At 43.9% G+C, this 13545-nt stretch carries 9 protein-coding genes; 4 read left to right on the forward strand and 5 right to left on the reverse strand.

Translation table 11 applies throughout. The features are described 5' to 3' along the window. The first annotated feature begins 184 nt into the window (after nucleotides 1–184). The 3 genes from KFO40_RS21190 (at nucleotide 185) to KFO40_RS21200 (ending at nucleotide 4744) form a co-directional block, all read left to right on the forward strand. Entirely contained in the window at nucleotides 185–631 is a 447-nt protein-coding gene (locus KFO40_RS21190; protein ID WP_008644218.1) for a hypothetical protein, read from the forward strand. Between the two features lie 388 nt (nucleotides 632–1019). Further along, complete coding sequence (locus KFO40_RS21195) at nucleotides 1020–2684, forward strand: putative transporter (protein WP_008022070.1); 1665 nt, start codon at nucleotides 1020–1022, stop codon at nucleotides 2682–2684. A gap of 65 nt (nucleotides 2685–2749) precedes the next feature. After that, nucleotides 2750–4744, forward strand: coding sequence for a fructose-bisphosphatase class III (locus KFO40_RS21200; RefSeq protein ID WP_004316337.1), 1995 nt, complete (start codon nucleotides 2750–2752; stop codon nucleotides 4742–4744). Nucleotides 4745–4943: 199 nt separating this feature from the next. Here KFO40_RS21200 and KFO40_RS21205 read toward each other — a convergent pair whose 3' ends face one another. The 5 genes from KFO40_RS21205 to KFO40_RS21225 form a co-directional block, all read right to left on the reverse strand. Continuing rightward, complete coding sequence (locus KFO40_RS21205) at nucleotides 4944–6092, reverse strand: LA_2272 family surface repeat-containing protein (RefSeq protein WP_008022072.1); 1149 nt, start codon at nucleotides 6090–6092, stop codon at nucleotides 4944–4946. Nucleotides 6093–6146: 54 nt separating this feature from the next. Beyond that, on the reverse strand, nucleotides 6147–7805 hold the full coding sequence (locus tag KFO40_RS21210) for an AMP-binding protein (protein WP_008022073.1): 1659 nt from the start codon (nucleotides 7803–7805) through the stop codon (nucleotides 6147–6149). 423 nt (nucleotides 7806–8228) lie between these two features. Next, a complete protein-coding gene (locus KFO40_RS21215; protein WP_004316340.1) occupies nucleotides 8229–9299 on the reverse strand; it encodes a GDP-L-fucose synthase family protein in 1071 nt (356 codons plus the stop codon). A 101-nt stretch (nucleotides 9300–9400) separates the two neighbouring features. Continuing rightward, nucleotides 9401–10471, reverse strand: a complete 1071-nt coding sequence (gene gmd, locus KFO40_RS21220) for a GDP-mannose 4,6-dehydratase (RefSeq protein ID WP_004316341.1) — start codon at nucleotides 10469–10471, stop codon at nucleotides 9401–9403. Nucleotides 10472–10564: 93 nt separating this feature from the next. Continuing rightward, the gene (locus tag KFO40_RS21225) at nucleotides 10565–11734 is read right to left on the reverse strand and encodes a dicarboxylate/amino acid:cation symporter (RefSeq protein ID WP_004316342.1); all 1170 of its coding nucleotides are present in this window, start codon (nucleotides 11732–11734) and stop codon (nucleotides 10565–10567) included. A gap of 109 nt (nucleotides 11735–11843) precedes the next feature. On the opposite strand from KFO40_RS21225, the gene gnd reads away from it, so the two are divergent. Then, entirely contained in the window at nucleotides 11844–13319 is a 1476-nt protein-coding gene (gnd, locus tag KFO40_RS21230) for a decarboxylating NADP(+)-dependent phosphogluconate dehydrogenase (protein WP_008644232.1), read from the forward strand. Nucleotides 13320–13545 lie beyond the last annotated feature (226 nt).

Consider the following 13545-nt stretch of genomic DNA (forward strand, 5'->3'; position numbering starts at 1 on the left):
AGAGGCAAAGATACAAGAATTCTTTGAAATAGACTTCGCCGGAGGGATTTACTCCTAGATTTAGGCAATTTCCTCCTGATAAGTAGGAGTTTTCAGTTTCATGGGGAAAATTCATTCTCTACTTTTGTTCTATCGAAAGATAAATGATATATAATAATTAGAGAACCATTAAAAATAAAGGAATATGAAAACGAGCACATTTAAATACTTCGGTTTGGCGTTGATGGCTATATTGATGGTAAGTTTTACCTCTTGCGAAGTGGAAATAGACAGTTTCTATGATGATGATAATAATGGCGCAGGGTACTATAACCGTTCGGCTGATTTATGTAGCCGAACCTGGGTTAGTTTCTACCGCGACATGGACGGTAACTATTGCCGTCAGGAACTAGATTTCTTTTTAGACCGTACCGGAATCGACTATATACGGGTGGAATATCCTAATGGAACAGTCGATCAATATGAATATAATTTCCGTTGGAGTTGGGAAAATTATGCACAGACTTCCATTCGTATGTCATACGGACCGAATGATGTTTCATACCTGGATGATGTATATATCGGTGGAAACAGATTGAGCGGTTATCTGGACGGACGAAATAACTTTGTGGAGTTTCAAGGGAAAAGATGAGACGTGAAACAAGATGAAGCGTAAAGCAAGATGAAGCGTAAAGCAGGAAGAAACGTGAAGCAGGAAGAAAAAAGAAAAGGTTAAGAAATTAGGAGAGATAAAGAAATTAGAAAAAGATAAAGAAATAGGTAAGCGTAAAGGAAGAAACAGGTAAAAAAGCATCGTTGGAAGGATAACAAGATGCGGGTAAAAAGAGAAAGGATAAGATTGTTAAGATAGAAATATAATAGGTATTAAGAACAAAATAACAGGTAACAGTGTAAAAGGGTAATCAATAAGATTTCAGGATATATGAATCAGGGTATAATTGGGGCGCGAAATGAAAGCTTAAAAGTTTTGAACCGGACTAAATAGTTTTTATCTTTGCGCCCTATTAGCTTTTATATACATGGAGTGGTTATATAGTCTATTCATCGAACATTCTGCCTTACAGGCTGTTGTGGTACTTTCACTGATTTCTGCCATTGGTTTGGGTTTGGGAAGAGTGCATTTCTGGGGAGTTTCCCTGGGAGTCACTTTTGTTTTTTTTGCGGGTATCCTGGCCGGCCATCTCGGGCTTTCGGTCGATCCGCAGATGTTAAACTACGCAGAAAGTTTCGGACTGGTCATTTTCGTTTATTCCCTCGGGCTACAAGTCGGTCCCGGTTTTTTTAGCTCTTTCCGTAAAGGTGGGGTAACGCTGAATATGTTGGCGTTGGGAGTCGTTCTGCTGGGAACGTTGTTGACGGTGGTGGCTAGTTATGCAACGGGTGTCTCTCTTCCTGATATGGTGGGCATCCTTTGTGGAGCAACGACAAACACTCCGGCATTGGGAGCTGCGCAACAAACTCTGAAACAGATGGGAATAAACAGCAGTACGCCTGCTTTAGGATGTGCGGTGGCCTATCCGATGGGAGTAGTCGGCGTAATCCTTGCCGTTTTATTAATCCGTAAAGTATTGGTTCGCAAAGAAGACTTGGAGATAAAAGAGAAAGACGATGCGAACAAAACTTATATTGCAGCGTTTCAAGTACACAATCCTGCTATTTTCAATAAAAGTATCAAGGATATAGCTCGTATGAGTTACCCGAAGTTTGTCATATCCCGTTTGTGGCGTGACGGACATGTCAGTATTCCGACTTCAGACAAGATTCTGAAAGAAGGCGACCGTCTGCTAGTAATAACTGCAGAAAAAGACGCTTTAGCCTTGACGGTACTTTTTGGTGAACAGGAAAATACGGATTGGAATAAAGAGGACATTGACTGGAATGCGATTGACAGCGAATTGATCTCGCAGCGTATCGTTGTCACCCGTCCCGAACTGAATGGTAAGAAACTCGGTGCACTCCGGTTGAGAAACCATTACGGAATTAACATCAGCCGTGTTTACCGGTCGGGGGTGCAACTGCTTGCTACTCCGGGATTGATACTTCAGTTGGGCGACCGCCTGACAGTGGTGGGCGAGGCTGCTGCTATCCAGAATGTGGAGAAAGTATTGGGAAATGCCGTGAAAAGCTTGAAAGAACCCAATCTGGTTGTTATATTTATCGGTATCGTTCTTGGTTTGGCACTGGGGGCTATTCCTTTCTCTTTTCCGGGTGTCAGTACTCCTGTGAAGTTGGGATTAGCGGGTGGACCGATCATTGTCGGTATCCTTCTGGGGACTTTTGGACCACGGATACACATGATTACCTATACCACCCGTAGTGCGAACCTGATGTTGCGTGCTTTGGGACTTTCCATGTACCTTGCTTGTCTGGGACTGGATGCCGGAGCTCACTTTTTCGATACCGTATTCCGTCCGGAAGGCTTATTATGGATTGGTTTGGGAGCCGGATTGACTATCATTCCAACAGTGTTGGTTGGATTCGTGGCTTTCAAGATGATGAAGATCGATTTCGGTTCTGTATCCGGTATGTTGTGCGGAAGTATGGCAAATCCGATGGCACTGAACTATGTAAACGATACAATCCCCGGCGACAACCCATCCGTAGCCTATGCGACTGTTTATCCGCTATGTATGTTCCTGCGGGTAATTATCGCCCAAGTGTTGTTGATGTTCTTGTTAAATTGAGAATGGTACATTGCTGAATCGTAATTAGTAACTAGTAAATTGTAAATAGTAAAATAGTAAATAAAATGACTGCTCAAAGTAACATAACTCCTGAAAGCATTGTGGGTGATCTCCGTTACCTGCAACTGCTTTCCCGAAGTTTTCCTACGATTGCCGATGCTAGTACGGAAATAATCAATCTGGAGGCTATCTTAAATCTACCTAAAGGGACAGAGCATTTCTTGACTGACATTCATGGAGAATACGAGGCTTTTCAGCACGTACTGAAAAATGCTTCAGGTGCGGTAAAACGTAAAGTAAATGAAATATTCGGCAACACTCTCCGCGAGGCTGAAAAGAAAGAAATCTGCACGTTGATTTACTATCCCGAAGAGAAACTTCAATTAGTGAAAGCCCGTGAAAAGGACCTGGATGATTGGTATCTGATTACCCTGAACCAACTGGTGAAGGTCTGTCAGAATGTATCTTCCAAATATACCCGTTCGAAGGTTCGTAAATCGCTGCCTGCCGAGTTCTCTTATATTATTCAGGAATTATTGCACGAATCGTCCATCGAGCCGAACAAGCATGCTTATATCAATGTAATTATCAGCACGATTATCACTACCAAGCGTGCCGACGATTTCATTATCGCTATGTGCAATCTGATTCAGCGTCTGACTATTGACTCTCTTCATATCGTAGGCGATATTTACGACCGTGGTCCTGGCGCGCATATCATCATGGATACGTTGTGCAATTACCATAACTTCGATATTCAATGGGGAAATCATGATATTCTCTGGATGGGTGCAGCTTCCGGTAACGATAGTTGTATTGCCAACGTGATACGTATGTCCATGCGCTACGGCAACCTGGGCACGCTTGAAGACGGATACGGAATCAATCTGCTTCCATTGGCTACTTTTGCAATGGATACGTATGCCGATGATCCTTGCACCATCTTCATGCCGAAGATGAATTTTGCCGACGCTCATTATAATGAGAAGACTCTGCGCTTGATAACTCAAATGCATAAAGCCATTACCATTATCCAGTTTAAGCTGGAAGCCGAAATTATCGACCGTCGTCCGGAGTTTGGGATGACCAACCGTAAACTGCTGGAAAAGATTGATTTTGAGCGTGGCATCTTTGTATACGAAGGAAAAGAATATGCTTTGCGCGATACCAACTTCCCGACCGTAGATCCTGCCGATCCTTACCGGTTGACGGAAGAAGAACGCGAATTGGTAGAAAAGATTCATTATTCATTTATGAATAGTGAAAAGCTGAAGAAACACATGCGTTGCCTGTTTACATACGGCGGAATGTATCTGGTTTCAAATTCGAATCTTCTTTATCACGCTTCTGTCCCTCTGAATGAGGATGGCAGCTTTAAGCATGTCAAAATACGTGGTAAGGAATATTGGGGGCGTAAATTGCTGGATAAAGCCGATCAACTGATTCGTACTGCGTACTTCGATGAAGAAGGGGAGGAGGATAAGGAATTTGCTATGGATTACATTTGGTATATGTGGTGTGGTCCGGAAGCTCCCTTGTTCGATAAGGATAAGATGGCAACTTTTGAGCGTTATTTCGTAGAAGATAAAGAATTGCATAAAGAGAAGAAAGGTTATTATTATACATTGCGTAACCGGGAAGATGTCTGCGATCAGATTTTGGCAGAGTTTGGAGCTTCTGGTCCTCACTCGCATATCATCAACGGGCATGTGCCTGTGAAAACGATTCAGGGAGAACAGCCAATGAAAGCCAATGGCAAGCTTTTCGTTATTGATGGCGGCTTCTCAAAAGCTTATCAGCCGGAAACGGGAATTGCGGGATATACGCTTGTTTATCACTCTCATGGTATGCAGCTTGTACAGCACGAACCTTTCCAGTCTCGCCAGAAAGCTATCGAAGAGGGACTTGATATCAAATCTACCAACTTTGTCCTGGAATTCAATTCGCAACGGATGATGGTGAAAGATACCGATAAAGGAAAAGAACTGGTGACTCAAATACAGGATTTGAAGAAATTGCTCGTTGCTTATCGTACCGGTCTGATAAAAGAAAAGGTATAATTAGTAATCAGTATGCTCAAAGTTGCACGTTTCTGAATTTATTCACCACAGAGGACGCAGAGGACACAGAGTTTTTTTCTTTCTACAAGTAAAACAGAGCGATAAATACGATTCTAAATACATGAGACTCTGTGTTACTCTATAGTGAATAAAAAATAGTAAACCTCTGTGTCCTCTGCGTCCTCTGTGGTGAATAAGTTTAGAAAAGAACAATACCCGCTTCGATAATAGCTCCCTTATCGTAATTGCTCGATTTATTATAGAATCTGGTTACCCCATATCCACCTGTTGCAAAGATGCCGAACTTCTTGGTAAATTGATATTCCAGATTTGCACGTGCCTGCAGTGCGTACAGGCGTTTCGGGATGACCTCATCTTTGTTGTCAAAAGCCTCGATATGCTGGTATCCGAGGTCTCCGCTGATGGATAACCCCTTGTAAAGGGGGAAAGACAGACCGGCACGATAGGATGCGCTGGCCGAAAACTTATCATTCAATCCCTGATACATGGAACCCACTCCCAATATGGTATAAAACAACTGGTTCTTGAACCGTACCCCGATATTGGCAGGCGTTGCGTTTCCACCGTATACCATCATTTGCACTTTTGTATCAGGATTTGCATTTACCAAACCAAGTTGGAAACCTTTCATATCTTCTTTGTAGTAATTGACAAGACCAATTTGAAGTCCGCGCGTTTTCGTTGCGTAGTTGCATAATGCTACTTGCACTCCATTCAGCTTTGATGCGGTTATATTGGCAATTCCTGCTATCTGCAAACCGTTCATGTGTTCGCCTACTACATTTAAAAGTCCCGAAGCCATCAGACCACCGAAGCTCTGTCCGGTGATATTTGCTACTCCGGAAAAGTGTAAGCCCGAAGCCATATTGCCCGTCACATTCATGAAACCACTAATCATTAACCCCGAGTTGTTGTCTCCGCCGATGCTCGTTAGCCCGGATATGACTACTCCCTGTGCTCTGTCGCCGGTGATATTTACCAATCCGGCAGCAGAAAGCCCTACGGTGTTATCGCCGCTGATATTACTGATACCAGCCAGCTGAACGCCTCGCATAGTACCCCCTGCCAAGTTGGCTAATCCGGTGATTTGTACTCCGTTCATGTCACCATGAACCACGCTTCCCAATGCGTTGATACCCACACCGTTCAGACGGTTCATGGTAGACAGGAGGCCGATGTTTATGTATGTCGTCTGTGTACTGTCATGCGGTTGCGTGCATATATCTTTCCAGATGGATATATTGATCCCTGCACTCTTGTTCTGTGCCGGTAAAGAAACGGCAGCCATTAGTATAGCTGCCGTAAGTATTGTTTTCTTTATCTTCATTCCTTTCTCTTTTTCGGTTTAAGTTATATCTTTCTCTATGCAGCTGACAATCTATCAGCCTTTTGCCTCCTGATACAAATAACGCTTGATGCTCTTCTTCGGTGTCTTTTCAAATTCTTCCGGATAGATTTTCATCTTGGATATTTGGCTGTATGCCGGTAACATGGTGTTCAGTGTCACGCGGTTTTCTTCCATTACTTGTTCGATGTCTTCAGTCTTCAGGCCGTGGGCGAACGCATCGTCAAAGTCGGGATAAACAAGTCCGACAAGTTTCTCGTTTTGCTGAACGATAATGCTTTCAGCCACGTATGGCAGGTTGTTCAACTTATCTTCAATTTCTTCCGGATAGATATTCTGTCCGCTGGAGCTCAATAACAGGTTCTTGCTGCGTCCTTTGATTGTAACATTACCTTCTTCATCCATCAAAGCCAAGTCGCCGGTATGCAACCAACCGTCCTTGTCGATGACTTCTTGAGTGGCTTCTTCGTTTTTGTAATAGCCCAGCATCACATTCGGGCCCTTACATACAATTTCACCAACAATATTTTCGGGATCAGATGACAATACCCGTACATCCATCCGTGGCACAGCCTTTCCGCAAGAACCCGGTTTGAACTTTCTCCAATCTTCGTAGCAGATAATCGGGCCACATTCCGTCATTCCATATCCAACTGTATAAGGGAAATCAATCATTTTCAAGAACTGTTCCACTTCCTGATTGAACGCTGCACCTCCTACGATGACTGCCTTGAAGTTTCCGCCAAATGCTTTAATCATCTCTTCGCGCACTGTTGCCTTTATCTTGTCATTGATAATAGGCACTTTCAGCAATATCTTCATCGCCGGAGTTTCCAACTTCGGAAGTACGCTTTTCTTGATTATCTTTTCGATGATGAGTGGTACGGCAACAATCAGACTGGGTTTCACTTCTTCAAAAGCCTGGAAGATAATCTTAGGGCTTGGCATACGGGTGAGGAAGTAGATATGGCAACCTACGGAGAACTCATAAAGGAATTCAAAAGCCAATCCGTACATGTGTGCCATAGGAAGCATGGAAACGATTTTATCTCCGGCTTCCAGTTCCAACACTTCAAAAGCAAATTTGGTATTCGACCACAGACTGCGGTAGGGGAGCATTACTCCTTTGGAATAACTCGTTGTTCCCGAAGTATAATTGATAACTGCCAGTTCTTCCGGTTCGTCTTTGTGATAAGCGACATGCTCTTTACGGAAATTCTTCGGATATTTTTTGCCGAACATTTCGTTCAGATGTTCGCGTGCATACGTGAGTCGTTCGCTGCGTGACACTAATAGGGTGAAGTCATTCATCATCAGGATACCTTCCAATAGCGGCATTGCCGACTCGTTCAGGTTTTCCCATACCATATCTCCTACAAGCAGTAATTTAGCTTCGGAGTGGTTGACGATATTATGCACGTTATCTGCTTTAAATTCATGGAGAATAGGTACAATAACGGCTCCATACGTCAGTGTGGCAAGGAAAGTAACTCCCCAGTGAGAGCTGTTTCTTCCACAAACGGCAATCTTGTCTCCTTTGCGGATTCCACTTTCTTCAAAGATGATATGGAGTTTCTCGATTTTACGAGCTACGTCTTTATACTGTAAAGTTGCACCTTTATAATCGGTCAGGGCATCCAGGTCCCAATTATTCTTGATACTATTCTCAATATAGGCTATAAAACTTTGTTCCATTGTTTTTTGCACATTTGGTATTAAATTGTGCAAATATAGCAATTATATTAAGAATGAAGAATTAAGAGTGAAGATTTTTTGGAAATGGAGGAGAGAGTAGTGGGGGAATTTGTGTGGCGATACGTTATAAATACAATGGATGAGGCTTATAATTGAATGAATGGTGCTTATGGTTGAATAAATGATGCTTAGTTGGATGAAGGCTTATCACAAAAGGGATTAACTTATAATAAAATAGATTGACTCGTAGTATAAAAAAGATTATGCTCATAGCTCAACAGATTATGCTTATAGCTAATTGGATTATCATTATAGCAAAACTGATTATCATTATAGCTAATTTAATTATCATTATAGCTAAAAAAAATATGCTATTAGCAAAAAAACATTCAGCTAATAGCATATTTACAGTAACTTCATTTCTTATTTCAAGTACCATTCGTACATTCTTTGTACGCCTTCCTCGATTTCAATTTTGTGGTGCCAGCCCAGTGCATGCAGTTTTGAAGGATCGGTTAGCTTGCGCATTGTGCCGTCCGGTTTGCTGCTGTCGAAGGTCAGTTTACCTTGATAACCTACTGTTTCAACGATCCGTTCAGCCAGTTGGCGGATGGTGATTTCCTTACCGGTTCCGATGTTGATATGGCAGTTGCGGATATCTTTGCTACCTTCTTTATAGGTATCTTTAAAGTCCACATGCTCCATAACGAAGACACTGGCATCCGCCATTTCTTCGCTCCAGAGGAATTCGCGGAGAGGAGTACCCGTACCCCAGAGAGTGACCTCTGTTTCGCTGATTCCGTATTTTTTCAGAATAGCCAGAATGTCCTCTTTCGAGCTGTCGCCATTGACACCTTCCACCGGACGCTGGTTCATATCCTTGCGTACAGCTTCCCAGTTTCCTTCTTTCAGACAGTGTGCCAAATGAATCTTGCGAATCATGGCAGGCAATACATGGCTGCGTTCCAAATCGAAATTATCATTCGGGCCGTAAAGGTTTGTCGGCATCACGGCGATGTAGTTCGTTCCATATTGCAGGTTGAAGCTCTCGCACATTTTCAGTCCGGCAATTTTAGCGATTGCATACGGCTCGTTGGTATATTCCAACGGTGAAGTAAGCAATACATCTTCTTTCATCGGCTGTTCGGCATCGCGTGGATAAATACACGTACTACCGAGGAAGAGCAACTTTTTCACGTTGTGACGGAAACTCTCTCCGATAATGTTCTGTTGAATCTGCAGATTCTTGTATATAAAGTCGGCACGGTAGATGCTGTTCGCCATGATACCACCCACAAAGGCAGCGGCAAGGAATACATATTCCGGTTGTTCTTCATCGAAGAATTTACGGACAGCCATTCCATCCAGCAGGTCAAGCTCTTTGTGCGTGCGGCCTATCAGATTGGTGTATCCTTTATCCTGCAAATTCTTCCAGATAGCAGATCCCACAAGTCCGCGGTGTCCTGCTATATATATCTTTGCATTCTTTTCCATTCTATCTTTTATTATTTTCACCACAGAGGACACGGAGGGCACAGAGGAAAAAATAAAATCCTCTGTGTCCTCTGCGTCCTCTGTGGTGAAATGAAATTCATTTAATGTTTGGTAGCAATCATCCGCTTCACTTTTTCCATATCGTGGCGAACCATGATACTTACCAGTTCTTCGAATGATGTTTTGCATGGATCCCATCCTAACAATGTTTTTGCTTTAGTCGGGTCACCCAGCAGTTGTTCCACCTCTGACGGACGAAAATATTTAGGATCAACCTCTACCAAAGACTTTCCGGTAGCTACGTCGATACCTTTCTCATTCACGCCTTCACCTTCCCAACGAAGTTCGATGCCTGCTTCCTTGAATGCCAACGTTGCGAATTCGCGTACTGTGTGCATTTCTCCGGTAGCAATTACGAAATCTTCGGGAACGTCATGTTGCAGGATCAGCCACATACATTCGATGTAATCCTTGGCATATCCCCAGTCGCGACGTGCGTCCAGATTACCCAGATACAGTTTGTCCTGTTCGCCCTGTGCGATACGTGCGGCAGCAAGCGAAATTTTACGGGTAACGAATGTCTCGCCACGGCGTTCACTCTCGTGATTGAACAAGATTCCGTTTACGGCAAACATACCATAGCTTTCGCGGTAGTTTTTAGTAATCCAGAAACCATATTGTTTGGCTACCCCATACGGAGAACGGGGATAGAATGGAGTTGTCTCTTTTTGTGGAACTTCCTGCACCTTACCGAACAATTCGGAAGTAGAAGCCTGATAGATGCGGGTTTTCTTTTCCAGTCCCAGGATGCGTACCGCTTCGAGCATACGCAACGTACCGATAGCATCCGCTTCGGCCGTGTATTCCGGAACGTCGAATGAAACCTTCACGTGGCTTTGAGCAGCGAGATTGTAGATTTCATCCGGTTGCACCTGTTGAATAATACGAATTAACGAACTAGAATCTGTCATATCCCCATAATGCAGATTGATCGTACGTTTCTGTTTCATGTCGCGCACCCACTCGTCAAAATACAAATGTTCAATACGTCCTGTATTGAACGAAGAAGAACGACGGAGTATACCGTGTACTTCGTAACCTTTTTGCAATAGAAATTCGGCAAGATAAGAACCATCCTGCCCGGTGATGCCTGAAATTAGGGCTTTTTTCATACGCTATTATTTAATATAATTGAAAATGTGGGTGCAAATGTCGGCATTTTTTGTGAGCCAGCCAAGCTACTACCCAATTATTTTTCAGCACAGTCATTCAGCACGGTTTTTCCCCATTATTTTGTCGATAATCAAAGCGATAGCTCCGTCTCCCGTTACGTTGCAGGCTGTGCCGAAACTGTCCATTGCGATGTAAAGCGCAATCATCAAAGCCTGTGCCGATTCGTCGAAGCCGAGCATGGATTGAAGAATTCCCAGAGAGGCCATGATAGCTCCGCCCGGAACTCCCGGAGCGGCTATCATTGTGATGCCCAGCATGAAGATAAATCCGGCAAACAAGGGGAAGTCAAACGGTATTCCCTGCATCATCATCAATGCCAGTGCGCAGGCTACGATTTTCAGTGTGCTGCCCGACAGATGAATGGTGGCGCAGAGCGGAATCACGAAACCGGCCACTTCGGCAGATACCCCGTTCTTTTTGGTCTGTTCCAGTGTTACAGGGATGGTGGCTGCCGAAGATTGTGTGCCCAATGCCGTGAAGTAAGCCGGCAGCATTTTATTAAGTAATTTAAACGGGTTTTTGTGTACAAACAGTGCCGCAATGGAATACTGAAAAACTAACAGGAAAATGTGAAGAGCAAAGATGACTCCGATAATTTTAATAAACACCATCAGGATGGAATATACTTGTCCCGAATGTGTCATGTTGAGGAATATGCCAAAGATATAAAGCGGCAGTAAAGGCAGAATGACTGCGCTAATCATTCGTACGATAATTTCCTGAAAATCACGTGCCACGTTTTTTAATGCGTCGCTGTTCAGTGACGCCAGTCCCAAGCCCAAGGTGAAGGCTAATACCAAGGCCGTCATGACGTTCATCAGCGGTGGGATGGAGACGGAGAAGTAGGGGAGGATTCCTTGTGCTTCACTCACTTCTTCAAGCGGCGCTCCCGGTTCGATGAGTGACGGAAATACGGTGACTCCTGTGAAGTAGGAGAGGAATCCCGAAAACAGGGTGGCGAAATAAGCAATCAGAGCCGTCACGAGCAGCATTTTTCCTGCACCTTTTCCGATGTCGGCAATAGCCACCGTTACCAGTCCGACGATAATCAGCGGGATAGAGAAATTGAGAAACTCGCTGAAAATGCCGTTGAAAGTAACGAATATTCGCACTAGCGGAGCCGGGAAAAAAGTGCCGATGGCAATACCCAAAATGATGGCAATTACGATGCGTGCCAACAAACCGATTTTGATCTTCTTCATCCTTGATTTTATTTGTAGACCACAAAAATAATATTTTAATCTAAAATATTGCGAACAAATGTGCATTTCAACTGTTACTAAGATAAAGAATATTCAAAATATATAAGTTATGGCAAATCAGAATAAAACAGATATCGGACTTATCGGCTTGGCTGTGATGGGCGAGAATCTTGCTTTAAACATGGAGAGTAAGGGGTGGCATGTATCGGTATATAACCGTACCGTTCCCGGAGTAGAGGAAGGAGTGGTAGATCGCTTTATGAATGGTCGTGCAAAAGGTAAAAACATCGAAGGATTCACAGATATAAAAGCATTTGTAGATTCGATAGCTATTCCCCGTAAGATAATGATGATGGTTCGTGCCGGAAGTCCGGTTGACGAACTGATGGATCAGCTTTTCCCGTTGCTTTCACCGGGAGATATTCTTATTGATGGTGGTAACTCCAATTACGAAGATACCAACCGTCGCGTCAAACTGGCGGAGTCGAAAGGATTTCTCTTCGTCGGTAGCGGAGTGTCAGGCGGTGAAGAAGGAGCCTTGAATGGAGCTTCTATCATGCCCGGCGGTTCGGAGAAAGCATGGCCGGAAGTGAAACCGATCCTTCAAAGCATTGCGGCAAAAGCACCGGACGGAACTCCCTGTTGCCAATGGGTAGGCCCTGCCGGATCGGGTCATTTTGTGAAGATGATTCACAATGGTATCGAATACGGTGATATGCAGTTGATTGCTGAAGCCTATTGGGTGATGAAAAAGTTGCTGGATCTGACCAATGAGGAAATGGCTGATGTCTTTGCCCGTTGGAACGAAGGCAAACTACGCAGCTACCTGATTGAAATCACCGCCAACATCCTGCGGCATAAAGACAAATCCGGAGGGTATCTGATTGATAAAATCTTGGATGCGGCCGGACAGAAAGGTACCGGCAAATGGTCGGTCATCAACGCTATGGAACTCGGTATGCCGTTGGGATTGATTGCCACAGCGGTATTCGAACGAAGCCTTTCTGCACAGAAAGACTTGCGTCATCTGGCTTCCAGACAATATCAGTGTCAACATACACAACCTATATATAATAAGGTGGAACTCGTAAAGAATATATTTTCTGCTCTTTATGCTTCCAAACTCGTCTCTTATGCCCAGGGATTCGCCGTGTTGCAACGTGCTTCCGACGCTTTCGACTGGCATCTCGACCTGGCTTCCATTGCCCGCATGTGGCGTGGGGGATGCATCATCCGCAGTATATTCCTGAACGACATTGCTGCCGCCTTCGAAGCCACCGACAAGCCTAAACACTTGTTGTTGGCTCCTTATTTTAAAGAAGAAATGAAAACATTGCTTCCCGGATGGAAGAACTTGGTGGCGGAAGCCATGAAAGAAGAACTTCCTGTTCCTGCTTTCTCTTCTGCGCTGAACTATTTCTATTCGCTCACATCTGCCGATCTGCCCGCCAATCTTGTGCAGGCACAACGCGATTATTTCGGTGCGCACACTTTCGAGCGCAAAGACGAGTTGCGTGGACAGTTCTTCCACGAGAACTGGACAGGTCACGGAGGAGATACGAAATCGGGTACATATAATGTTTAAATAGAAAACAGTTTTGAAATGATAAATGGGAATTTGAAATGATAAATGGGAATTTAGCGGTTAAATGGGAATTTTGCAGTTAGGCTGAAAGCCTTACAATTATATATTTATTGGGGTGCCCTGAAAGGGCTTAATTACATAGCGTAGGGCAACGCCCTACGAAAAAAACACACCAGCCACAAGCCCTGAAAGGGCGGAACTGTATACAATTATGCCCTTTCAGGGC

The organism is Bacteroides sp. 1001302B_160321_D4, assembly GCF_015667765.1.
GTDB lineage: Bacteria > Bacteroidota > Bacteroidia > Bacteroidales > Bacteroidaceae > Bacteroides > Bacteroides xylanisolvens.

Coding starts and splice junctions, on each gene's coding strand:
- KFO40_RS21200 (WP_004316337.1), top strand. CDS start 2,750: ATGACTGCTCAAAGTAACATAACTCCTGAAAGCATTGTGGGTGATCTC.
- gmd (WP_004316341.1), bottom strand. CDS start 10,471: ATGAAAAAAGCCCTAATTTCAGGCATCACCGGGCAGGATGGTTCTTAT.
- KFO40_RS21215 (WP_004316340.1), bottom strand. CDS start 9,299: ATGGAAAAGAATGCAAAGATATATATAGCAGGACACCGCGGACTTGTG.
- KFO40_RS21225 (WP_004316342.1), bottom strand. CDS start 11,734: ATGAAGAAGATCAAAATCGGTTTGTTGGCACGCATCGTAATTGCCATC.
- KFO40_RS21190 (WP_008644218.1), top strand. CDS start 185: ATGAAAACGAGCACATTTAAATACTTCGGTTTGGCGTTGATGGCTATA.
- KFO40_RS21205 (WP_008022072.1), bottom strand. CDS start 6,092: ATGAAGATAAAGAAAACAATACTTACGGCAGCTATACTAATGGCTGCC.
- gnd (WP_008644232.1), top strand. CDS start 11,844: ATGGCAAATCAGAATAAAACAGATATCGGACTTATCGGCTTGGCTGTG.
- KFO40_RS21195 (WP_008022070.1), top strand. CDS start 1,020: ATGGAGTGGTTATATAGTCTATTCATCGAACATTCTGCCTTACAGGCT.
- KFO40_RS21210 (WP_008022073.1), bottom strand. CDS start 7,805: ATGGAACAAAGTTTTATAGCCTATATTGAGAATAGTATCAAGAATAAT.